Annotated in this window: 20 protein-coding genes; 8 read left to right on the top strand and 12 right to left on the bottom strand. The window is 44.0% G+C overall.

Features of this window, described 5'->3' with window-relative positions; genetic code table 11:
* Positions 1 to 37 precede the first annotated feature (37 nt).
* Together melB and QWZ07_RS05005 are read right to left on the bottom strand one after the other, a co-directional pair.
* Positions 38 to 1465 carry a melibiose:sodium transporter MelB gene (gene melB / locus QWZ07_RS05010; protein ID WP_192853752.1) on the bottom strand — a complete coding sequence of 476 codons (1428 nt, stop codon included), beginning with the start codon at positions 1463 to 1465 and terminating at the stop codon, positions 38 to 40.
* 72 nt (positions 1466 to 1537) lie between these two features.
* Positions 1538 to 2890, bottom strand: coding sequence for an alpha-glucosidase/alpha-galactosidase (locus QWZ07_RS05005; protein ID WP_192853751.1), 1353 nt, complete (start codon positions 2888 to 2890; stop codon positions 1538 to 1540).
* Between the two features lie 327 nt (positions 2891 to 3217).
* On the opposite strand from QWZ07_RS05005, the gene melR reads away from it, so the two are divergent.
* Positions 3218 to 4225, top strand: coding sequence for a transcriptional regulator MelR (gene melR / locus QWZ07_RS05000; RefSeq protein WP_192853750.1), 1008 nt, complete (start codon positions 3218 to 3220; stop codon positions 4223 to 4225).
* Positions 4226 to 4315: 90 nt separating this feature from the next.
* On the opposite strand, the gene QWZ07_RS04995 is transcribed toward melR, so the two are convergent.
* Complete coding sequence (locus QWZ07_RS04995; protein ID WP_290254030.1) at positions 4316 to 6541, bottom strand: hypothetical protein; 2226 nt, start codon at positions 6539 to 6541, stop codon at positions 4316 to 4318.
* A gap of 316 nt (positions 6542 to 6857) precedes the next feature.
* On the opposite strand from QWZ07_RS04995, the gene QWZ07_RS04990 reads away from it, so the two are divergent.
* Together QWZ07_RS04990 and QWZ07_RS04985 are read left to right on the top strand one after the other, a co-directional pair.
* Entirely contained in the window at positions 6858 to 7013 is a 156-nt protein-coding gene (locus QWZ07_RS04990; RefSeq protein ID WP_029223582.1) for a DUF5993 family protein, read from the top strand.
* Between the two features lie 9 nt (positions 7014 to 7022).
* A complete protein-coding gene (locus QWZ07_RS04985) occupies positions 7023 to 7562 on the top strand; it encodes a disulfide bond formation protein B (protein ID WP_192853748.1) in 540 nt (179 codons plus the stop codon).
* A gap of 119 nt (positions 7563 to 7681) precedes the next feature.
* On the opposite strand, the gene QWZ07_RS04980 is transcribed toward QWZ07_RS04985, so the two are convergent.
* The 3 genes from QWZ07_RS04980 to QWZ07_RS04970 all read right to left on the bottom strand — a co-directional run bounded on the left by QWZ07_RS04980 (position 7682) and on the right by QWZ07_RS04970 (position 10825).
* Positions 7682 to 8311, bottom strand: a complete 630-nt coding sequence (locus tag QWZ07_RS04980; RefSeq protein WP_192853747.1) for a bifunctional 4-hydroxy-2-oxoglutarate aldolase/2-dehydro-3-deoxy-phosphogluconate aldolase — start codon at positions 8309 to 8311, stop codon at positions 7682 to 7684.
* A 3-nt stretch (positions 8312 to 8314) separates the two neighbouring features.
* The gene (locus tag QWZ07_RS04975) at positions 8315 to 9283 is read right to left on the bottom strand and encodes a sugar kinase (RefSeq protein WP_192853746.1); all 969 of its coding nucleotides are present in this window, start codon (positions 9281 to 9283) and stop codon (positions 8315 to 8317) included.
* Positions 9284 to 9391: 108 nt separating this feature from the next.
* Positions 9392 to 10825, bottom strand: coding sequence for a PTS transporter subunit EIIC (locus QWZ07_RS04970; RefSeq protein WP_017111183.1), 1434 nt, complete (start codon positions 10823 to 10825; stop codon positions 9392 to 9394).
* Between the two features lie 260 nt (positions 10826 to 11085).
* On the opposite strand from QWZ07_RS04970, the gene QWZ07_RS04965 reads away from it, so the two are divergent.
* Positions 11086 to 12285 carry an enolase C-terminal domain-like protein gene (locus QWZ07_RS04965; protein WP_102559943.1) on the top strand — a complete coding sequence of 400 codons (1200 nt, stop codon included), beginning with the start codon at positions 11086 to 11088 and terminating at the stop codon, positions 12283 to 12285.
* A 102-nt stretch (positions 12286 to 12387) separates the two neighbouring features.
* On the opposite strand, the gene tnpA is transcribed toward QWZ07_RS04965, so the two are convergent.
* From tnpA to QWZ07_RS04950, 3 genes are all read right to left on the bottom strand, one after another.
* A complete protein-coding gene (gene tnpA, locus QWZ07_RS04960) occupies positions 12388 to 12825 on the bottom strand; it encodes an IS200/IS605 family transposase (RefSeq protein WP_192854767.1) in 438 nt (145 codons plus the stop codon).
* A gap of 131 nt (positions 12826 to 12956) precedes the next feature.
* Positions 12957 to 13670: a GntR family transcriptional regulator gene (locus QWZ07_RS04955; protein ID WP_102559942.1), complete on the bottom strand. Its 714-nt coding sequence runs from the start codon at positions 13668 to 13670 to the stop codon at positions 12957 to 12959.
* 232 nt (positions 13671 to 13902) lie between these two features.
* Positions 13903 to 15150: a membrane dipeptidase gene (locus QWZ07_RS04950; RefSeq protein WP_102559941.1), complete on the bottom strand. Its 1248-nt coding sequence runs from the start codon at positions 15148 to 15150 to the stop codon at positions 13903 to 13905.
* A gap of 256 nt (positions 15151 to 15406) precedes the next feature.
* On the opposite strand from QWZ07_RS04950, the gene QWZ07_RS04945 reads away from it, so the two are divergent.
* Positions 15407 to 16342 carry a helix-turn-helix domain-containing protein gene (locus tag QWZ07_RS04945; protein WP_102559940.1) on the top strand — a complete coding sequence of 312 codons (936 nt, stop codon included), beginning with the start codon at positions 15407 to 15409 and terminating at the stop codon, positions 16340 to 16342.
* 213 nt (positions 16343 to 16555) lie between these two features.
* The gene (locus QWZ07_RS04940; RefSeq protein ID WP_102559939.1) at positions 16556 to 17395 is read left to right on the top strand and encodes a hypothetical protein; all 840 of its coding nucleotides are present in this window, start codon (positions 16556 to 16558) and stop codon (positions 17393 to 17395) included.
* A 63-nt stretch (positions 17396 to 17458) separates the two neighbouring features.
* Here QWZ07_RS04940 and QWZ07_RS04935 read toward each other — a convergent pair whose 3' ends face one another.
* Positions 17459 to 18034: a sugar O-acetyltransferase gene (locus tag QWZ07_RS04935; protein WP_102559938.1), complete on the bottom strand. Its 576-nt coding sequence runs from the start codon at positions 18032 to 18034 to the stop codon at positions 17459 to 17461.
* Between the two features lie 296 nt (positions 18035 to 18330).
* Complete coding sequence (add, locus tag QWZ07_RS04930; RefSeq protein ID WP_192854259.1) at positions 18331 to 19329, bottom strand: adenosine deaminase; 999 nt, start codon at positions 19327 to 19329, stop codon at positions 18331 to 18333.
* A gap of 120 nt (positions 19330 to 19449) precedes the next feature.
* On the opposite strand from add, the gene QWZ07_RS04925 reads away from it, so the two are divergent.
* Both QWZ07_RS04925 and QWZ07_RS04920 read left to right on the top strand, forming a co-directional pair.
* Positions 19450 to 20385, top strand: coding sequence for a LysR substrate-binding domain-containing protein (locus QWZ07_RS04925; RefSeq protein WP_102559937.1), 936 nt, complete (start codon positions 19450 to 19452; stop codon positions 20383 to 20385).
* 136 nt (positions 20386 to 20521) lie between these two features.
* Complete coding sequence (locus tag QWZ07_RS04920; protein ID WP_192854260.1) at positions 20522 to 21973, top strand: glutathione synthase; 1452 nt, start codon at positions 20522 to 20524, stop codon at positions 21971 to 21973.
* A 116-nt stretch (positions 21974 to 22089) separates the two neighbouring features.
* Here the strand turns inward: QWZ07_RS04920 and QWZ07_RS04915 are convergent, their stop codons facing one another.
* Entirely contained in the window at positions 22090 to 22470 is a 381-nt protein-coding gene (locus tag QWZ07_RS04915; protein ID WP_102327953.1) for a hypothetical protein, read from the bottom strand.
* Between the last annotated feature and the right edge of the window lie 33 nt (positions 22471 to 22503).

The raw sequence follows: 22503 nt of genomic DNA, 5'->3' as shown, positions 1-22503 counted from the left end.
CCTTTTTTATCAATGATAAATTGCTGTTTCTTCTCGTTTACACAGCTTGTACCGGTTCTGCTGGCTTGTGGTTTTCGTCTTTAGTTGAGCCATCGTTGGAGATGTGGTCATACTTTTCAGTGAGGTGATCTTGAATTTTTTGGTGATAAGCACCGTTCAGCTTGTAGAAGCGGAAGTAGATGATTAACGCAATGGCAAAGAAGAAAGCAGGTAGGCCGACCATGATGCATTGCATGCCAAATACGGTTTCAGGGCTTTGTACTACATTAGGTACATAGTCGACGGCAGTGAGCGAGATGCCGATGAAGAAAGCGGCAAATGCAGAGCCTGCTTTTACGACCAAAGTTTGCACAGAGTAAGCAATGCTTTCACAACGAGCACCCAGTTTAAATTCACCGTAATCGACCGTATCGGCAACCATGATTACGTTGAGTACCCAAAACAAGGCAGTACCGATTTGTAGGAACACACCCGCCGTTGAAATCAACAAAATGCTTTGTTTGTCGTACATGCCAACATAGATCAAAACAGCACTGCCTAAAATAGGGAAAGTGGACGCACAAGCCCATAGAGTGCGGCGTGAGAACATTTTTGCGAGTTTAGGAAATAGCACCAGTGTGATGAGGTTCGCGATGCCCGCATAAGCCATGTAGTAAGGGAACAACTCTTCGTTACCTACAACATAGGTGAAGTAGTAAACCGCGAAGGCTGTGATGATGTTAGTCGCCAAGTTGTAAGATAGTGCCATGCATAGAACGCTGGTCAATTGGTCGTTTTTGTAGATAAGTGACAGTAGCTTTTTCAGTGATACTTTTTTTTCAGGCTGTGTGGTGTCGAGGTTCGCGGTTGAATAGCGTTCTTTGACATTACGCAGTGTGATAAACGTCGAGACTAAGAAACAGGCAATCAACAGTAGCGTAAATATTTGAAAACCAAACCCTTTGTCGTCACCACCTACATAGTTGACGAAGGGCATTGCAATGGCAGCGGTTACTATCCACGCGAGGCTGGCAAAGAAGCGAGGGTATGGGACTAACTCTTCGCGTTCGCGTTTATCCAAGGTGAGTGTTGGGACTAACGACCAAAAAGGAATATCCATTAGTGTGTAAGTCATGCCCCACAAAATATAAGTGACAGCGGCGTAGGCGATGAGCCAAGGGCCTTCGATGTAATGCGCACTAAACACCATGAGTAGCACGACAGAGTTGGCGAGCGTGCCGATTAAAATCCAAGGTTTGAATTTGCCCCAACGGGTGCGCGTATTGTTGACCAACCAGCCCATGATTGGGTCGTTGACCGCATCCCAAATACGGGCGACAAGAAAGATGGTTCCGACGGTAGCGGCAGAAATACCGACTACATCCGTGTAGTAAAACATTAGGTACATATAGACGATGGTGATTGCGAAGTCTTTACCAAACGCCCCAAAGCCATAACTTAGCTTGGTATTCATAGAGATACTCATTGCCACTCCTTACGCCTCCTTTGTGAGAAGGCGCTAATATTCACGTTATTGTATTTTTTTATTAGTATGAAATTACTTGTTAACCCACTCTGGTAACCAACCCTCATGAGCCTCAATCAGGTCGTCAACCAGCGCGTAGATTTCTTCTATTCCAAGTACCGCGGCAGTATGTGGGTCTAGCATTGCAGCATGATAAATACGGTCGCGGTTTTCAGTGAGAATGGCTTCCGTTAATAGAGTTTGAACATTGATGTTGGTCTGCATTAATGCGGCTAAGTGGTTAGGTAGGCGACCAGCTTTGATCGGTTGCACACCATTCGCATCAACTAAACAAGCGACCTCAACACAGCAGCCTTGCGGTAAGTTGTCGATCAAGGCTTCATTTTTCACATTGCCGTAAATGACGCTCGGAGTGCCTGTCCAGATAGAATTCATGATGGTGCTGGCGTACTCATGAGACTCATCAACGGTAATTTTGTCAGCTGTTTTAAATTCTTGAAGGTCGCGTTTCCAATCGGCTATTTGCTCGACACAGCGCTTCGGGTACTCATCAAGTGGCACTTTATAACGTTCAATTAAATCTGGGCGATTCGGCTTGATAAAGTAGGGGGTGTATTCCGAAAAATGTTCAGAAGACTCAGTCACAAAGTAGCCTAATTTTTTGAACATCTCGTAGCGAACCAAATTTGTGCAGCGACCATTGTGATAAATACCCGGTTTAGGCGCTTGGCCACTCTCAAAAGCTTCAAGTAGATCCGGATAAATATCGATGTACTCACCACTTTCTGTTTTCTTCTCAAGAGTGAGGTAGTAAGCCATGTGGTTGATGCCAGCGCAGGTATAGCGAAGGTCTGAATAATCTAAGTCCAGGTCGCGCGCTAATTCTTCTGCTGTGCCTTGTACTGAGTGGCATAAACCGACTTGTTTGATGTGCGGGTATTTCTCGTACATCGCCCACGTGTTCATCGCCATAGGGTTGACGTAGTTGAGCATAGTGGCATTCGGACAAACCTCGGTCATATCTTCACACACGATCCAAAGGTGCGGGACCGTGCGTAGCGAACGCATAATACCGCCTGGGCCTAGTGTGTCTGCGATGGTTTGTTCTAGGCCATGGCGTTTACACACCTCGAAATCCGTGACCGTACAAGGTTCATAACCGCCGATTTGGAAAGCGATGACAACGAAGTCTGCATCTTGTAGCGCCTCTTTTTGATTTAAGTGACACGAAATAGAGCCAGTAGCACCAGATGATTCCATGAGTTTACTGACGACTAGGTGTGACTCTTCTAATCGGGTCTCATCAATATCCATCAGGGCGACATGAGCGTTTTGTAGTGCAGAACGATGGAAAACGTCACCAAGAATGTTCTTAACAAAAATGGTTGATCCTGCACCGATGAATGTGATCTTAGGGCTTTGCATAGTGGAATCCTTTATCTCTCTGAGTTCTTTGTTGATACAGACAAATTACACCTAGAACCCACGCCGATTCGTCTCAGATAATCAAATAGCTCTCCCGTTTTCTAATATTTTAAAATCATTGAATGGAAATCTTAGGAAATGGGATAACTTGCTGGCTTTTGAGGAGAGGGGCTGTGCAATGAAGCGAGTTTTGCACTTAAGAGACTGACTCTAATCACATTGTACTGATCTTATGAAATGGGGTATTTTGGCACTATGATCGCCTTCAGAGTTTTATTATCGAGGAACTGCTAAAAGTCATTTATACGATTTCCTAAGGAACGAGATATGCCGCAATCAACCCCTGATACGCTGAGAATTATCACTTTAGATAAGTACTCATCTGAGACCGTGTCGGTAAGCCCGCTTTCTCTCTATTCTTCCTATGAGCAAATCGATATCGAACTTAGAGCTCCTCACTCCATGCCCGGCTATCATTGGCATGGTCAAATTGAGGTGAATATTCCTTTTGGGGACGATGTGGAATACATCATTAACGGCAGCCCAATCGTGGTTAAGAGCGGATCGATTGGCTTGTTTTGGGCATCGGTACCTCATCGACTCACCAATCCCGGCCAAAGCCATAATATGGGGATCATCAACATACCGATTCATCATTTTATGTCGTGGACTCTCAGTCGGGATTTGGTCAATCAGATAACTCACGGCAGTGTGTTGCAATCGAATTCTTGTTCGTTAGTGAGTGAATTTGAAATTGCCCGTTGGGTACAAGAGATAAAGCATTCGTCAGAAAGTCGCCAGCAGTTGGCCATCGATGAAATTGGTTTGATGCTTAAGCGAATCTGCCTTGATGGTTGGCAACAACTGCTCGTAAACCGACAGGACAAATCGACCTCAAAAGGGGTGTCGAAACACTCTCAATTCTATGTCAGTCAAATGTTGGAATACATTGCCACGCATCACAACCAGCCACTAACCGTGAAAGATATCGCAGAACATATTGGATTACATGCCAACTATGCAATGAACGTATTTCAACGAACGATGCAGATGACCATTAAGCAGTACATTACTGCGATGCGCATTAATCATGCTCGTGCTTTACTGAGTGATACGGACAGAACCATTCTCGATATCTCACTCACGGTGGGCTTCAATTCGAGTAGCCGATTCTATGAAACCTTCCAAACGTACATTGGCGCCACGCCGACGCAATATCGAAAAATAGCGAGGGAAGATCATCGGTGGAGCAGCCATGGAGCCAGCCCCGTTTACGACCTTGAGAAAGGCGCGTGTGATGGAAAAAGGCCGCTAACGGTCACCGATGATTTATAGGAAAAGTGCTAAGTGTTTATTCCGTTGCGTAAAGATGGCTAATACTCTGAACTAGAGGTTAAGAGGTTAAGAGGTTAAGAGGTTAAGGAGCTAATAAAGCAGAAATAGCCCTTGATATCCCCCAAGCTTAACTTCGTTTACATAGTCGCCAATATCGCTATTTACATCGACTGGCCTCATTGGTTTTTTTAATGGAATGCTGAGTTTCGGTGCCGAGTAAAAGTCTGAGTTCTGTCCATGAAAGTCGGTGCGATAAAGGACACGGCCATGCTCAAACTCTCTCGCGAGCACCATCTCTTCTGGGCCACCTTCTACCGCGTAGTGATCCGATTGATAAACAAAGTAACTATGAGTTGGCAGTAATTGAACCTTACCGTTCGGCAGATCAGCATGTTCAATGTGGTCTTGGGCTGCGTTTCCAACAATCGTGTAATCGGCTGGTTGTGGGCTACTCGTTGAAAGCATCAAAGGGATGGCTTCAAAACCTTGAGGTATCGAATGAGTAGGGGATCCTAAATCAACGGCGAGTAATGCGGTTGGCCGATAAGCTATGTTCTTTGGTATACCACTTTTCCAGAAGTTGTCTTTGGTTGTATTGTTGCTCCCATATACGTAGCCGCTGTTCCACTGGTTGAAGTAACTGTGTTTGGGGTGGTAGTTGAGGTAAAAAATAGCGAGTGTTGAGTACTGGTCTTGTTTCCAGTTTTCTTCGTTGTTTCCAAAATATTCAACTCGGCCAAAACGCGTGGTTGCTTGAAATATCACATTTTTCTTGCCGTGTGCCAGCGCAGAATTATCCCAAAATTTAGACAGCCCTGCATAACCACTGAATCCTGTCGAAGGGAATAAATAATGCTCTCTCAGATAGACATTTCCCGCGTTGATTAGGTGTGATTGGCCATGCCGACCATAAAGGTTAGCCGTTCCAATATTGAGCCCAACGATCGGATTACTGTCGTGCGCTGTTAGGATCTGTAGGAAGGAGGTGAATTGAGTTTGGTAAACTTGGTCGGCGTCATCTGAACCTACAATCAGCTCCATTTCACTGACTTTTCCACCCATATACACCTCAAACTGATTGCTGCCCATGAGCTTATTGGTGTCGTCGTTATACGCCCCGTGCAGGCCTTGCTGAGCCCAATGTTTGGAATAGTAAGCTTGTACTGCACTTAATAACTGTGGATTAGTTAGGTTGGTCAGCGCCCATGATGAATTTTGATTCCACATTCGTCCAAAAGGAATGACGCGAGATTCCCAACGAAAGCGCGCCGTGGCCGATTTGTTGGTTCGATTCTGATACTCAGAAGGTGATAAGTAGTTATCTTTGTTTAGATCGGCGGCTTGGTCAAAGCCGTGAATTTTCCGCCAATGTTTGGCTTTACCGGATGATTTCGAATCTGTACCTGGAATGGGAAAGGGTAGGTTCTTGATATCGAACTTAGGGAAACTGTCTTTTAATTGAACTTGATTTAAGCGAGGTCGAATATCGCTTGAACTGCCTTGCCAACGGATCCTAACAACGTATAAACGGCCGCCATCTCGCACAAATGTAGAACCAAAATACTGCCCGCCACCGTAGCTCTGGCCGCTGCCATCGTGAGTTGTTGCTCTGACCCAATTCGAGGGCACTCGCCAGCTTAACGCTTGGTTTTGAGTCATATTCTGTGTGTGATCGTTAATTATTTCTAAGCGAGCCCATGTCGTAGATTGGCCTAGATCATTCGTCGATGTTGGATATTCAATATGGAATTCTCCGCCTTGTGCAAAGCGTGAAAATTCGAATGTTAAGCTATCGAACTTCTCCGAATGGTAAACGTAGAGTGCTCCGCCACGTTCGAAATGTTCAAACACATCAGCATCCCACGGCGGCTGCTGATAAAGTGCATAGCCCGCATGTTTTTCGTCTGCGGTATAGCCAACGATCATAGGCTTGCGGCTTAAAAGCGTATTTTCACCGTGCGTTGTATCCAGCTCCGCAAGAATAGTATCTTCTGAAAAGTGTAAGAAGAAGTCTTCGTAATCAATGTTGTTTTTCTCTGCCGTGTTTCTAATTTCGTCTTCCAACGCTCCCGAATTGAGTTCTAACTTTTGGTTGTACATATAGCCGATGCTATTGGCTTTTTCGTTGTCACTTTTATTGCCGTAAGCCCCAAATACTAAATCACTGTTATCTATCTCCCAATCAATCACTTTGTCTGCTGATACAGCTGAGCCTTGCAGGTTCTTCCCTTGCTCATGCTGGCCGGGCAGCACAATGGCGTAGTTGGCTAAACTGGCATTTGGAAGTGCGAGGCTGATAAAGGAGAGGAGTGACAATAACGAGGTACTGTGTTTTTTTCATGAAGCTTCCTAGCTACGATGGGAGTCACCTTGTAGTGGTCAATAAATACCGGAGACTCGCTAAAGCAAAAATAACAAAATGTTCTCTGAGCAATATAAGCGTAGCAAACCCTGTCAATGAACTTATCGTATCTAACTTGACAGCTTAGAGGTTACTAACAACTATTAAGTTGATGATTTTAAATCCGTAATCCATAGATTTACCGAAGTTGCATGATTAAGGGCGTAGGTGTGGATATTTTTATGACGTTCACCTTGAGTGAACTCGATAAATAAGGAGAGGATGCCTCTTATGATGTCTTTATTATTTTTGTTGTTACTTGTGGCGATGGTGTGCGGGTTTTTCGGCAATAAGACCGCCGCGTATGGCTTTTTCGCTGGCTCAGTGATCCTTGGTTTGTATTGGTTTAATCACCATGCGACTGACCCTCTGTCGATCTTATTGTAAGGAGCTAGCATGAATCGAAATCAATTAACTCTCTTGAATACGCTTGGCTTACTGGGTATGACAGCCGTTTTGTTGATCGGCTTCATTCTTCAGTTTGTTCTCAATGAGCTTCCTTGCCCATTGTGTTTACTGCAACGAATTGGCTTTGTGATGGTCGCGTTTGGCTTCATGTTGAATGTGGTTTATGGGCCTCAACCTCGTCACTATGGGATTGTGCTAATTGGCGCTTTGTATGGTGTCGCCACCTCGTTAAGACAAGTTTCCCTACACGTGATTCCGGGTACTCCTGGTTACGGTAGCCCTATATTGGGGATGCATTATTACACTTGGGCCTTCGTGTTGTTCGCTGCAACCATATTGGGTGTTGCCGTGATCTTGATGCTGACCAATAAGGCCGAGTCTCACGAACCCTACAAAATGAGCAACTTTGGACGGATTGTGTGTTTACTAGCAATCGTGGTGGTGGCATTGAATGCTATTGCTACATTTGTCGAATGCGGTCCTTATCAGTGCCCTGATAACCCGGTGAGCTATTGGTTACTTAATTAAGGGGCTGGTGGCTAATTTCTGGATTTGAACAAAAAAAGAGCGAGAGGCCAGCCTCTCGCTCTTTTTGTATGTAACGCATTTCCAAATCTGCGAACAGTTTAGATTAGCTACTTATGTGCTTAGCGATTCACCTGCTCAACAATCTCTCGCGTTAGGCGGGCTATCTCATCCCACTCTCCGTTTTCAACGAGCTTCTTATCCACCATCCAAGTGCCACCGCAGGCTAATACCTGAGGTACAGCCAAGTAATTATCGATGTTTGATGACGTAATGCCGCCTGTAGGCATCAGCCGAATATCGCCGTATGGGCCAACTAACGACTTCACCATACTGATACCGCCCGATGCTTCTGCTGGGAAGAATTTGAGAGTCGTTAATCCCATTTCAAATGCCGCTTCAACGGTGCTTGGATTGTTCACACCTGGGATAATATCAATGCCGATCTCTTGGCATGCTTTAACCGTGTTTGGATTTAATCCCGGAGATACCACAAAGGTTGCCCCCGCTTCTTTCGCGGCCAGTGCTTGTTCACCATTCAAAATTGTTCCGGCACCAATCAGCATGTCAGGCTGAGCTTCTCGTAGCAGTCGAATAGCTTCAACAGCGGCGTCAGAACGAAAAGTAATTTCTGCTGCAGGCAGACCGTTTTCCGCTAAAACTTTACCTAGTGGAATAATATCTTCAGCGTTATCAATCGCGATAACAGGGATAACTTTAAGTGCTTTTAATTGGTCATTAATTGTAGGCATGGTTTACTTCTTAATAGGGTTTGAAAGAGTATCGGTGATGGCTTTTGGAATAATTGCACCGTGGTGTTGAATCACTAGTCTCGCGAGTGCATTACCTTGTTGGCAGGCTTCTGAAACAGAACCTCCAGAGAGGTAACAAGATAAGAAACCACCGTTAAAAGAGTCGCCTGCAGAGGTGCTATCAACTACAGTCTCGACAGGTATCGTTGTGATGTTTACGGGCTCAGTTTCAGCGTTTTCACTGATCAAGCAGCCTTCAGCACCAAGCTTTACGACAACGGTTTTGACGCCGAGTGCATGCAGTCTTTTTATGGTGTCTTGTGGCTGGGCGTCTTGCCATAACAGTTGCTCATCATCAAAGGTAACCAAGGCTATATCTGTCGCTTTATAGGCAAGCTGATAAGCTTCTTTGGTTGCGTCTTGTGAGCCCCACAGCTTTGGTCGGTAGTTACTATCAAAGGCGATGGCCACGCCGCGTTCACGTAGACCTTGGATGATAGTGAGTAACTTTAGCTGATCGCCATGAGGCAAGATCGCCAGAGAGATTCCACTCAAAAACACCATATCGACATCTTCAAGTTGGGCGGTTATTTTGTCGAAATCTGGGTGCTGTACCATGTAGCGAGCAGCCGAGTCATTACGCCAATACAGAAATGTGCGTTCACCAACGTCATCTAATTGAATCAGATACAGGCCTGGCGAGCGCTGCTCGTCAATCAATACGAAATCAGTTGATAGCCCTTCATCTTGCCATCGGTTAAGCATCTGCTTACTGATAGCGTCTGAGCCTAACGCTGTGACATAACTGGTACGAATCATAGGCGCATCTGACGAACGGGAATAGCTGGTGGCACTTCGGTTCAAATAAACAGCGGCGTTGAGCGTATCCCCACCATAGGTCTGTTGCATGGAACCGAATGGAGCGCCGTTCAGTTCTATCATGCACTCGCCGATAATCGCAATGTGGCTCATAGTGTGCCCTTACAGAAAGATTGGTATTGCTAGGTATATAAATGATGGAACGTGGCTACAAGGAAAGTAGCCACGTTGATTCTGTTCCCAATAGGTTGGGAGGAGGTCTTATTTGTTGTCTAGTTTCACGAACAACAGTGTTAATACATAAGACAGTACAAACACACCAACCACACCCATAATCGCTTGGATAAAGTTCTGTGTGCCGCCTGCAAGGTAAGCCGGCAAGCTGAACACAGAAGAAAGGATGTAGCTGGTTAAGTGAGTATCTATCGTTACCGAGATAGCACCGAACACACCGGCAGCCAAACTTGCCGTCATCATCGCTTTGGTGTATTTCGTTAGGACACCAAATAGAGCTGGCTCCGTGATGCCTAAGATAGCGGTAACGCTTGAGCCCATAGTAATTGAAGATTGCTCTTTAGAAACTGTCTTACGCTGCTTGTGCCAGATTGCCATTGTCGCACCAGCAATTGCCATGTTACCTAAGCACATGATCGGCATAAGTAAATCCTTACCATACAGTGCAAAGTTGTTCAGGCTAATCGGCGTCATGCTGTGGTGGATACCAAATACGATGGTAATCGGGCGAGTCAGACCGAAAACAAAGCCTGTTAACGTCGGAGAGATTTCCAGTAGTGAACTCATTACCCAACCCGCGCCATTACTTAGCCAGATACCCGCAGGGCCAACAAATGATAGTGTGATGGTTGAAGTTACCGTAAAGGCAAGCAACGGTGTAAATACTGGTTTTGCTGAAGAGGGTACCAGTCGGTCAACTAACGGAGTCACTTTTGATAGTAACCAGATAGCGAGAATAGCCGGAACAATCGCGCCGCCGTAGTTAAGCAGTTCAATCGGTACTACGCCTAGCACCGTCAGTTCAGGTGCAGCGCCAGCATCTTTTAGCATCACCGCTTTATCTACTAGCTTGGGTGCTAACATTGCAGAGGAAACAGCAAGCGCAATGTATTCGTTCACCTTAAATACTTTGGCTGCAGAGAAAGAGACCAGCATAGGTAAGAAGAAGAACACAGCAACAGAGATAGAGCGGAAGAAATAAACCGTGTCTGAGGTTTCAGAGATAACATTGGTTGCGATAAGGCCAGAAAGTAAGCCCATCAACATACCTGCACCGGCAATAGCAGGAACTACAGGGCCGAAGATACCCGCGACAATACGCATCACGCCTTGGAACAGTTTGCCTTTCTCTAGCTCATCAGCCGGATTAGCGTCAGCTTGTTGAGTGTTTGATAGCGCGTTAAACCACTTCTCTACTTCAACACCGATGATGACTTGAGTTTGACCTTGTTGAAGTACCACACCTTTCACATCAGCGATCTGCTTGATCGCTTCTTCGTCTACCAGAGACTCGTCTGCCAATTTGAATCGCAGCCTTGTCATACAGTGTGTGATACTCACGATGTTGTCTTCACCACCAAGTGCAGTGACTAATAACTGTATATTTTCTTTGAAATTTTTCTTTTTCGATGATGACTTCGAGTTATTAATAACGGCATCACTCTTTTCTACCATTTGCATACTACACCTGTTATTGGAATATATTTAACTCGAGTAATCATAACGACAACCAATTTAATTCCAACGCAGTAAAAAGAGATCTCAATCACACTTGAAATTCGAAAAATTATTTTTTCACCATTTTCGGCCAATTGGTATGTTTTGTTAATCAAAAAAAAACACTTAACGTACCAATTATTTTTACCGAAAATTAGCGCTTGAAATGTGGTTTTTAAAGCGGTTAGATAATAGGAGTTGACTTAAGTTTAGGTTATTTAATTGTGAAAGAAACTATTATATCTGATATCCATTGTATTATTACTAAACCAGACAGACACAATCTCATTACCGTGGTAGTTGAAACGAATGAAGGCGTGACTGGGTTTGGTTGTGCGACATTCCAACAACGACCGCTTGCTGTAAAAACAATGGTCGATGAATATTTAAAACCTATTCTTATTGGTAAAAACGCCAATAATATTGAAGACTTATGGCAAATGATGATGGTCAACGCTTATTGGCGAAATGGTCCTGTTATCAATAATGCAATTTCCGGTGTTGATATGGCACTGTGGGATATTAAAGCCAAATTAGCGGGTATGCCATTACATCAATTATTTGGTGGTAAGTCTCGTGATGCTATTCCTGTATACACACACGCGACTAGCGATACGATGGAAGGTATTTATGAGCTGGTGGAATCTTTCCTAGACAAAGGTTACAAGCATATTCGTTGTCAGCTTGGTTTCTATGGCGGTGTTCCAACCGATTTGCATACCACTCAAAACCCGACTGAAGGTTCGTATTACGACCAAGATCAGTATATGGACAATACACTAACGATGTTTAAGTCGCTGAGAGAGAAATATGGTAATAAATTCCATATTCTTCATGATGTTCATGAGCGCCTTTTCCCAAATCAAGCAATACAATTTGCCAAAGAAGTTGAGCAATATAAGCCTTACTTCATTGAAGATATTCTGCCACCAAATCAAACGGAATGGCTAGACAATATTCGTAGCCAAAGCTCGGTTTCATTAGGTTTAGGCGAATTGTTTAATAACCCTGAAGAGTGGAAATCTCTGATTGCTAACCGTCGTATCGACTTTATCCGTTGCCATGTTTCACAGATTGGTGGCATTACCCCGGCTCTGAAACTAGGTCATCTATGTCAGAACTTCGGTGTTCGTATTGCATGGCATTGCCCACCAGATATGACGCCAATTGGTGCAGCGGTAAACACGCATTTGAATGTGCATTTACACAATGCCGCCATTCAAGAGCATGTCGAGTACAACGAGAATACACATAAGGTGTTCCCGAATGCGGCAGAGCCAATCAATGGTTACTTATACGCTTCTGAAATCGCAGGTATTGGTGTCGAGATTGACCGAGAAATTGCCGCTGAATTTCCTGTAATGTATCGCCCCCACGAGTGGACTCAAAGTCGCCTTCCTGATGGCGCGATTCACACTCCATAACTCAAACAGTACCTATTCGGTTACTGAGTAACGCAAAAAAATATCCGCCTTCTTAGAAGGCGGTTTTGCTTTATAACCCCCTAAAAGGGGGCGTCCGCGCTATCAGTTCTTCAATAACTGTAATTGTTGTTCATACTCTATGTCCTGCTTATCTTGGTGTCGTACATATCGCCGAATGACTTCTTCATTCACACCGACCGTATCTACAAAATACCCTCTAGCCCAAAAGTGATTTCCCCATAATTTCTTACGTATATGTGGGAATCTATTGAAAAGTCGAATTGCTGTTCGGCCTTTTAAAACTCCTAACAAACTCGATACTGATAACTTGGGAGGAATAATGACAACAAGATGAACATGATCTGGTTGAACATTTAATTCTAAAACTTCGCAGTCTTTCATATTGCACAAAATATAGATTGAACGATAAAGCTCCTTTCCTACCTTATCTTTCAAAATCTTATATCTGTACTTTGGAGTCCAAACTATATGGTATTTGCAACGCCAATAGACATGTGATGAACTTCTGTAATCGCCCATGTGGTTGTTTCCTCTTACTTGTGGTGAATAAGAGGTTACTTCTAACATGGGCACTTCTTCAGGCTATAGCCTCAAGGAACAATCACCACCGCCCTAGGCGGTGGTTTTGAGGAGCCAATAAAATAGCCGCACTAGCGGCTATTTTTATCTCTGAAATTCATGCTCTCACTGTTAAAAGGCGTGTGATACGTGCATTGGTAGTTGATGTCGATGATATCGCTGACAATGAACAGTTCGCCAGAGGTTAAGAACCCTCGGTTGGTGATATTCATTGCTGCCGCATTCTTTTTGCAACCCAGAAGGTCAGCGTCATCTTTGGATACGTTGATCGCTTGATAGGTAGTGAGGTAACTATCGATCTCTAAATCGTGTGCTAACGCGTATTTTTGAATAGAGTTTTCAATGATCTCTGTATTCATTTCAGGGAAGATACTGACAGGTATCTTTGCTCCTTCAATCTGAACGACTTTATTATTTATTAACCTCAGTCGTCTAATTTTCCAAATATACTCATCATCAGATAACGAAAATATTTGTTGTTCATGTTGGTTTGGTAGCGTTTTATTTAATTGAATCTTTTTATAAGATATTTCTTCAAAGCTGTTTTCAGTGATTGAGTTATAGACTAAGGGAGTACCAATTAAAGAAGTATTAACAAAATACCCAGACCCAATTTTCGATTTTACCATTCCAATCGCCTCTAACTTTGCGAGTGCCTTTCGAATGGTGAAACGAGATAACCCATATATTTCAGAGAGTTCTCTTTCAGCTGGCAGTTTGTGATTAATACTGTTTTGGCAGATCTTGCTCACAATATCTTGAACAACTAATTCGTACTTTTTCATAGGCCAATAACTTTTAAAGTGTATTCACAGTGATTAAAGAATTATGAACTAAATCAGGGATTCAGCACGCTCTTAATGGCTTGAAATTATAACATAGAAGGCCATATAGGTGATGGTATTAACGGTTTGTTAGGCACGTTATCGAGTTCGTTCAAACAAAAAAGCACGCCATCATTGGCGTGCTTTTAGTCAGTTGTGTTTGCTCAATTCTCAGTAAGCTAACGAGTTACAACTACTGCTTCGCTAAGTTTTCATTTCTTAGCTTGGTTAACTCTTTCAGGCGTTTTGCATACTCTTTTTGGAATTCGTCAGGGTCAACATTTTCAGACTCTTGAGCGAAAACTCGCATCTTGTTGCCGCCGTAGATCTTGGCAAGGTCGTCGTTACTGTAGCCACGCTTCCAAAGCTCATCTGTGATCGCGGCAAGGATCTTCGCTAATTCTCCATTGCCCGTCGCCCCTTTGTTAAAGGCTTCAATCATGTAACCGCCATCGTCGTACATTTTGGCATTTTTGGTTGCGAAATCGACTACCATGTCCGTTGAGAACATATCATCCGTTGCGATACCGACATGGTCTACGCCTACCAGTTTCACATAGTAATCAATCATATCTGCGGCTTGGACTGGAGAAATATCTTCCGGCCAAACACCGTCCATCATCCACTCGGTAAATGTCGGGGCGATGTAGCCTCCTGATTTCGCTGCGCGTATCGCTTCATCATCAGGAATGGCACGGTAACAACCTTTTGGCGTTGCATTTGGCTCACTCTTATAAAGGCCAGCAGGCACTGAGTGCGTGTAAACAAATGGCGTTCCAGGATAATTTGTTTCCATGTAATCCATCGCATCATTGGCTGTCTTAGAACCCGTATGACTGAGATCGAGGATCACATCGTATTGAACCATTGAGTCGATAACGGATTTTCCCCATGGGGTGAGGCCTATATCTCGACCATTGTAGGCCGCTAATTGCCCTGAACCGGTTCTGAAAATGTCGTTATAAGCCAAGATCATGCTTTTTAGACCCATGTCCTTCAGGATCGCCATTTTGGTGACATCTTCGTCCAAGATAGTAGCGGTTTGACTATTCCAAAGAACCGCAGTTTTTCCTTCTGTGTGAGCTTTCTCAATATCGTGGTTTGAATGCGCTATGATGAAATTCTCAGGCTGCTTAGCCATGGCTGAACGATGCTTGTGATGGTGGAATAGGAAATCATCAAAGTTATGGTCAGCCGCGGTTACCGTGTACTCATGCCCTGTGATGCCCGCGTCGCGTGCGCCTTGAAAGTAGTCCAATAGCTGTTGGTCATCCTTCCAACCTGCACCGTACGGGCTCGCGAGCATACCAATCACGATAGTATCTTGAACGAATGTTTTGGCTTTGTCTGATGCTGGCCAAGTTTTGCTTTCGATACTCGCTTGGGCAACACCACAACTCATTGCAATGCTCGCCGCGACTAACGTTATCTTTTTAAACATGAAAACCTCTCAATTACTGGCTTAAGTCCATTTATATTTATGCCTAAATTTAATAGTAGACCCTGACGGTATCGTGGAGTTATTTAAAATTGATAACCCTGTCATATTTCGAAATCAAATCTGTTTTGTTAGATATGTATTTCACTTTATTGATGAAAACTCTAGTTAAGGCTTGTTAACTTGAGTCTGTTGTAGCTAAGCTGAAAATGATAAATGTGCATTTAGCGACATGGGTAAATTAGAAGAGGAAGGGTAAATGGGTCTTGATATTCCGTTGATAGATAAGCGCGTGGTGCATCACTTTCAACAAGGCTTGCAAGAAAAAAAATGGCTTGTTCTGAGTAACTCATCGCCAGCAAAATTGGCTTCAGATGTTAACTTGCCATTCAGCATGGATACGTCATCAGCGAGGTATGTGCCATTTAATGTATTTGCGCTTTTCTTGAGGAGTTTAAAGGGTCACCTGAGCCCCTCTGCGTTTACTTCTTTACTGTTAGAGAGTGCAGACCACGCAGCTCAAGAACTGCAATTCTCCGAACTTTCCATACAAGATTTTTTACTTCAATTTCCAGTTGGTAACTTGCTTGTAAAGCAGGGTTCAGGAGGCTTGTCGATTTCATTCAAAATGACAACGAGCGTGGCAAGCCATGTTGAGTCTGAGTTGTTTCTTATCGTTTATACCCACGCTTACTTTAAATCGCATTATGCCGATTTAGGAAAACCGATCCGTTATGACCTAGTTACGCGAAGTTCAGAACAACTGAGTGAGCTAAAAATCCAAACGGACACACCACAGTATTTAGGTCAGGCGAATACATGTATTCAGTACCCTCCACTGGCGAAGGAATGTGCCTTGGAAGTGCAAGCCCAGTCGATGACAGATACCAGTAAAGTCGCTGAAGCGCTGTCTCCATACATTGGGCGAATGGACCTCGACTTGGATACATTTTGCGACTTAAATTCGCTCGGGAAACGCACCATTCAACGAGCGCTTTCACAAGAAAACACGACCTTTAGAGAGGTTAAAGAGTCATTGGCCTTTGATTTTGCAAAGCGTGTACTTGCCGATCAAGCGTACTCGATAGCAGATGTTGCTCAGCACTTAGGGTATGCCGATGCGTCGCAATTTATTCGAGCTTTCAAACGAGCCAATGGCATCACGCCGTACCAATGGAAAAAGCAGAACTCGTGAAGCGGCATCACTTCATTTTTAACGGATTGTTCCACTTGCGAATATTGAGAAGGCCATCGAAATGATGGTCTTTTTTGAGCTCAATTGATTGTATCTCATACGAGAGGTCATTATTTTATCAGTATTAATCATGAATCTTGATGTGCGGCATTTTGTGTCAATCTGAAACACTGACACTCGATCGACTAATGTTTTCGTTTGAGGATGTAGAAAATGAAAAGATACCCGTCTAAATCAATCGTTACATTCTTGATTTTAACGTTATCAACACTGGTTTTATTGGTTGCGGCAGCATTTCAAATTCGCGGAGAACCAACGTGTGTTGATTGCTACGAATCAGACAAAGGGCAGTTCAAATATGTTCTCTATGATGGAACGTCGCCCTCTGTTATTCCAAGCATCCATAATACCTTATTGATTAACCGCACTCCCTTAATGAAAACGTTCGAGCTTGATTCTATGCCGCCAGTCACCGTTAGGGTTTGGCGAAACCAAAAAGCCTATTTGGATGAGCAGGAGCGGAGCATAGGGTATCGATATGCTTTCTCTACGGGGTATATTGATCCTAAAAGCAATGAAATTAGGCTGCTCTATTTTGGTGGTGAGATCCATAAAACCGCATTGCATGAGTTCGTACATTTGCTGACTCTGCAAGTGAACCCTAACTTCGCGAATAACCCGCGTTGGTTATGGGAAGCTATCGCTATCTACAAATCTGAAGACTATTGGTTTCACCTGAGTAACAGGCATGCCATCAGTCGCCGTTTCGATGGGCTAGTTCAGGATTTATACCACAAGCCAAACAGTAGCTCGGCTGTTTATGAGCTTGGGTATACGGTCGGTGAGTTTATTGAACGTTCATGGGGAGAGGGGGCGTTTGTTGATCTCATTAAAAGCAATGGGGATCCATCACAGTTTACCGACCAGCCAATAGAATCGCTGTTTTCTGATTGGAAAAAATTCGTCAAAACAACGTACTTGAGTGGCCCGAAAAGTGAGTATGAAAAGGCCATGGAACGAAATCCATTCGATAGAAGAGACACGTCTAACTAATCAAAAAAAGAGGTGATGTTTTATATGAACATCGCCTCTTTTCTATTTATTCTTTAATTAGCTTTATTGTTCGGTATTCAGATGTCGAATCAACTTCGCTGGTGTACCACCGTATAGGCAGTCTGGCGGTACATCACTGTTGACTACTGAGTTCGCTGCAATAACTGAACGAGCCCCAATTGTCACGCCTTGATTGATCACTGAGTTACCGCCAACCCACACATCATCTTCGATTGTTATTGGTAAACAAAAGGTTTCCCATTTACGGCGGCTACGATAATCAAGGGAGTGTGATGGCGTATAGAATTGCGCACTTGGTCCAATTAAAACATTGTTACCGATTTTGATGTTCGCACCATCTAGCATTACTGCGTTCATGTTAATGAAGGTATCGTCGCCAATCTCGATGGTTTTACCAAACTCACAATGAATAGGGGGCTGGATTAAGCTGCTACTACCAACCTTACCAAATAGCTGCTCTTGCAATGTGTGTTGCTGGTCTGGGTCTTGGTGGTTGTTGAAAGCCATTAGCGCCTTTCTGGCATTGGAACGCATGGTATCAATTTCTTGGTCTGCACCATCATACACTTGCCCAGATAGCATCTTTTCTAGTTCAGTTTTAACGTTTGTATTACTCATGCTTGCCCACTTTCCGAGAGTCTCGGTTTAATACCAATCGTAGTAAATAACTGGTCATCCTAGCTGGTTAAAACGCTCAATAACTGCGTTAGAAATTTTGATTGTAGAATAACTACTTATCGAAAATTTCTGCCTTGTTCTTAAGCCTTTTTCCTGCGCTATTTATGATCACTTACTTACTGTGATTGGTATAAATGACGAATACTGCAAGATTAGCGATTTTCGGGCATAAAAAAAGAGAAAAGCCTCAGCCTTTCTCTTCCTATTTTTCTACTTAGCAATCAAGATTGCTTAAATTAGATTTGCTCAACGAAACCCATTAGGTGCTGTTTCACTTCGTCTGAAGCAAAAGCGCTCTCTACAGAGTATTTGTAGATCTCTACGTAGTCTTCTTTTGTTAGGCCGAATGTTTCACACACACGCTTCACTTCGTTGGTCATGGTTGTGTTCGACACAGTACGGTTGTCTGTGTTGATCGTAACAACGATGCCGTCTTTCTTGAATTCAGCAATTGGGTGGTCGCTGAATTTGTGAATACATTTAGTTTGAACGTTACTTGTTGGGCAAGTTTCAAGCGCAACTTGCTTCTCTTTAACGATGTTGTACGCGTCCTCGTTACCTTGGATGTGAACACCGTGGCCGATACGTTCAGCGTCAAGCTTTGTCACAGCATCGTAAACGTTTTGACCGTGCCATTGCTCCCCAGCGTGTACGGTAATGCGGTAGCCTTTTTCAAGAGCGTATTGCGTGTACTCAGGGAATTCAGCACAGAAGCCTGGCTTTTCGCCACCTGCGATATCAAACGCCACAACACCTTTACCTAGGTAGGGTTGGCCTGCGTCGATTACGTCTTTGATAGAGTCTTTAGGGAACATACGAAGCACAGACATGATGTAGTTGCCTTTGATGTCGTATTTCTCTTCAGCGCGCTTCATGCCTTTTACTGCACTTGCAATGATCGTATCAAGAGACAGACCTTTATTTACGTGCAGGATTGGTGCGAAGCGAACTTCTAGGTACTTAACGTTTTCTAGTGCAGCGTCTTCGTAAAGCTCGAAAGAGATACGTTCAATCGCTTCTTCAGTCTGCATTACTTGTAGTGGCAGGCTGAAACAAGCCAGATACTCATCTAGGTTTTTGCAATCTTCTGGCACCGTTAGAGATTGAACAACCGCGTCGCGATCTTCAGGTAGTTCGATATTGTACTGTTTTGCTAGGTCAATAATCGTATCTGGGCGAACACTTCCGTCTAGGTGGCAGTGTAAATCAATCTTTGGTAGTGCTAGAAAATCCATGAGTATTCCTTAATTCTATTATTATTTGAGCGTGTTAACTCACATGCGCTAAATTTACCAAGACAATGATATGATTTAAAGTGACAATTAATCATCATTAACCTGAATTTAGGGAATATCATGGTAGATGTTAAAAGCTTACTTAAATGCGATATGAATTTGCTGCTTTGCCTACACGTTCTCATTGAAGAGCGAAGCGTGAGCAAAACCGCAGAGCGACTTTTTTTGAGCCAATCTGCGGTAAGTAAACAGCTCACCAAACTCAGAGCTTTGTTTGATGATCCGCTGTTTGAGCGAGAATCCAAAGGGCTATTCCCCACACCCAAAGCACTCGCGTTAGCGCCTAAGATTCACCAAATTCTACTGCAGATCGAAAAGCTGACCGTTCCCGAAGTTTTCGATCCTAAAGACAGTGAGCGTACTTTCACTATAGACCTTGTTGAAACCGCCTACACAGCGATCTATCCGCACTTTATGCCGACAGCACTTGCCGATGCGCCGCACATTACCATCAACAGTTCGACGTGGAGCAGCGACAGCTTCAAGCGTTTACTGAAACGTGAGGTGGATTTTGGTATCGGTATATTTGAGCTAGATGAGCGCGCTTCTACCCACGTGCAATGTATTCCTGACGAGTTGGATTTCGTGGAACTGTGCTTGGATTATTCTGTATGTTTGATGCGCAATGACCACCCTGCCTTGCAAGAAGAGTGGAACCTAGACACCTTCTTGAAGTATCGACACATACAGTTGGTGACGGGTGGAGCGGGTGACTGGTTATTGATGGAAGTGCTTAACTCAAAGCAGCTTGAAATCAACAAAGCCGCTAATGTTTCAGACATCACCAGTGCCATTAAGCTGTGTAAGCAGAGCGATTTGCTTATGTGTTACCCATACAACTCAGTACGCGATTACATTGATAGCGGAGAGTTGGTGATGAAGCCCGTACCTGTTGATTTGGTGCCGGGAGGCTTGTTCCTTCTATGGCACAAATATTTCGATTCAGAACCGAGCCATAAATGGTTGCGCGATCTGATCATCGAGCAGACTCGATAGTTGAGATGTATAATCTATTCAAGCTTTTGAAAGATAAGATAAACGTAATTGTTTGATAAAAAATTCAGTTTTATTTCGTCTTTTGGAATTAAGCTTCGTCTTATTCTGGGTGCTATTTTTATTTGGAAGATGAGAGATGACAATTCCACGGTTACCACAACAAATTATTGAAGACGCGTGTGAGTGGGCGATCATGCACGGTGTTGCGTTTCGCCAGCCAGATAATACCGCTAGGCATTGTCCTTTCAGCATTGCTCCTATGACTATGGAGCGTGAGGTTTTTGAACACTTGTTGAAGGTAACACCGCTGATCACCAAGTTAATCAGCAATGTTTCCGAAGATCATGATTTCTTGCAGTCATCACTGAGTGATATGGCCAAAGCTGATCCGTTTTTTGGCCGTTTGATGGAGCTGCATCAACAAGCGCATGGCGAGGTGTCTCATCGTCTTTATCCTGCTCGCCAACCGTTGTTATTAATGCGTACTGACTTCATGGACGATCGTCAACATGGCGCGAAAGTGATCGAGTTTAATGGCATTGCTGCAGGTATGGCTCCATTCGGGCAAAAGGCCACAGAGTTCCATGATTACATGCACAATCAATGGCCTGAGACTTATCGGAGCTGGCTTGAAGATAAATCTGCCACACCTGCTGAAAACCAAGGCTTAAAGCAACTGGCTTATGGTATTGCGACTTCAGCAAGAAAAGTGCGAGCTGACTTTAATGATTCAGATAAGCCAACATTCTTGATGGTAGTACAGAAGAACGAAGACAACGTGTATGACCAACACCTACTTGAAATTGAACTGCAAAAGCAGGGTGTGCGTACGGTTCGTCGCACCTTTGAACAATTGAGCTGTCAGCTTTCATCGGGTGATAACCAACGCTTGTTACTGCAAGATGTCGGCGCGGTTGATGTGGTTTACCTAAGAGCGGGCTATCAGTATTCAGATTACTGGGCACCAGAACTCAACGAATCGGTTTGTTGTCATACACTAAGCCAAACGCGCGTGTTTATGGAACAGCACCATGTTGCAATGAACGCGACTATCAGCCAACAATTAGCGACCAGTAAAACCATGCAAATGCTGCTGACCATGATGCCTGCATCTGAATACGCACGTTGGGGTTTAACGCGAGAAGAAGCGGAATTGGTGAAGAGTGTTTTAGCAGATATGAAGCCAATCACCAGTGAATCGATTGAATGGTTTAACACACAAGCTAACAAGCAAGAGTGGGTGCTAAAAAACCAAGGTGAGGGCGGTGGCCATTGTGTCTTTGGTGACGACATCAGCGAACAATTGAGCCAACTTAAGCCAGAAGAGTACGATGCGTGGGCATTGATGCAGCGCTTGTACCCACACGAACGTGACGTGCCAACCATTGCGGTGCGTGACACTCAACAAACGCTAGTGACAGATTTAGTCAGCGAAGTGGGTTTGTTCACCGCGTATTATCAAGGTGAACCAGTTACAGAGTTCGGCGGCTACGCGGGATATCTTATTCGTAGCAAACCTGCGAGTGAGAATGAAGGCGGGATCCACAGCGGAAAGGGGATTCTCGATTCATTGGTGTTGATTGATTAGTGCTTAATTCTGAACAGTGACAGATAGCAGTAAGGCCAACGTGTATACGCTGGCCTTTTTTATGGCTCTTCGCAGATTAGCGCCAAGTTGGATAAGCGACTCAGCTTGTCGTTGCGTTATGCTGGAACCTTAAAACAAGAATCTTGATTGCTGTATTTTGGTACGAAGCACAATTTGTCTGCCGACATTTTTAAGCCGTTTTGCATCTGGATATGTGTTACCGCCCAGATCACGCAGCCGTGAGGTAAATTGAATAGCGAGCGAGTTTGAGTGAACAACACGCCGTCATCATAGGCCGGTGTAATGTTCGTCGCTTTGCCTTGCCACGCCTTATTAGTGGTTTGCACATCAATATTTGGAACAATCAGTGAGAGCATTTCTGGCTCAACGTCTTTTACGACTTTCAAGCAGATACGACACCCATCGTAGTATTGTTCTATCCAGATTTTATGTGGAATAGCGTGATCATCCCAACCCAGTTGTAAGATATGTTCCATGACTTTGTCCTTGGTATCTAAGAAGGAAAGGCA

Source organism: Vibrio lentus, from assembly GCF_030409755.1.
GTDB lineage: Bacteria > Pseudomonadota > Gammaproteobacteria > Enterobacterales > Vibrionaceae > Vibrio > Vibrio lentus.
The sequence above is the reverse complement of the archived record's forward strand: the minus strand, read 5'-3'. Positions and strand labels throughout refer to the sequence as shown.

Excerpts from the sequence above, each read along its gene's own strand:
- QWZ07_RS04945 (WP_102559940.1), top strand. The coding sequence starts at position 15,407 with ATGGGTCTTGATATTCCGTTGATAGATAAGCGCGTGGTGCATCACTTT.
- QWZ07_RS04935 (WP_102559938.1), bottom strand. The coding sequence starts at position 18,034 with ATGAGTAATACAAACGTTAAAACTGAACTAGAAAAGATGCTATCTGGG.
- melR (WP_192853750.1), top strand. The coding sequence starts at position 3,218 with ATGCCGCAATCAACCCCTGATACGCTGAGAATTATCACTTTAGATAAG.
- QWZ07_RS04925 (WP_102559937.1), top strand. The coding sequence starts at position 19,450 with ATGGTAGATGTTAAAAGCTTACTTAAATGCGATATGAATTTGCTGCTT.
- QWZ07_RS04980 (WP_192853747.1), bottom strand. The coding sequence starts at position 8,311 with ATGCCTACAATTAATGACCAATTAAAAGCACTTAAAGTTATCCCTGTT.
- QWZ07_RS05005 (WP_192853751.1), bottom strand. The coding sequence starts at position 2,890 with ATGCAAAGCCCTAAGATCACATTCATCGGTGCAGGATCAACCATTTTT.
- tnpA (WP_192854767.1), bottom strand. The coding sequence starts at position 12,825 with ATGGGCGATTACAGAAGTTCATCACATGTCTATTGGCGTTGCAAATAC.
- QWZ07_RS04985 (WP_192853748.1), top strand. The coding sequence starts at position 7,023 with ATGAATCGAAATCAATTAACTCTCTTGAATACGCTTGGCTTACTGGGT.
- melB (WP_192853752.1), bottom strand. The coding sequence starts at position 1,465 with ATGAGTATCTCTATGAATACCAAGCTAAGTTATGGCTTTGGGGCGTTT.
- QWZ07_RS04975 (WP_192853746.1), bottom strand. The coding sequence starts at position 9,283 with ATGAGCCACATTGCGATTATCGGCGAGTGCATGATAGAACTGAACGGC.
- QWZ07_RS04940 (WP_102559939.1), top strand. The coding sequence starts at position 16,556 with ATGAAAAGATACCCGTCTAAATCAATCGTTACATTCTTGATTTTAACG.
- QWZ07_RS04915 (WP_102327953.1), bottom strand. The coding sequence starts at position 22,470 with ATGGAACATATCTTACAACTGGGTTGGGATGATCACGCTATTCCACAT.
- QWZ07_RS04955 (WP_102559942.1), bottom strand. The coding sequence starts at position 13,670 with ATGAAAAAGTACGAATTAGTTGTTCAAGATATTGTGAGCAAGATCTGC.
- QWZ07_RS04970 (WP_017111183.1), bottom strand. The coding sequence starts at position 10,825 with ATGCAAATGGTAGAAAAGAGTGATGCCGTTATTAATAACTCGAAGTCA.
- add (WP_192854259.1), bottom strand. The coding sequence starts at position 19,329 with ATGGATTTTCTAGCACTACCAAAGATTGATTTACACTGCCACCTAGAC.
- QWZ07_RS04990 (WP_029223582.1), top strand. The coding sequence starts at position 6,858 with ATGATGTCTTTATTATTTTTGTTGTTACTTGTGGCGATGGTGTGCGGG.
- QWZ07_RS04950 (WP_102559941.1), bottom strand. The coding sequence starts at position 15,150 with ATGTTTAAAAAGATAACGTTAGTCGCGGCGAGCATTGCAATGAGTTGT.
- QWZ07_RS04920 (WP_192854260.1), top strand. The coding sequence starts at position 20,522 with ATGACAATTCCACGGTTACCACAACAAATTATTGAAGACGCGTGTGAG.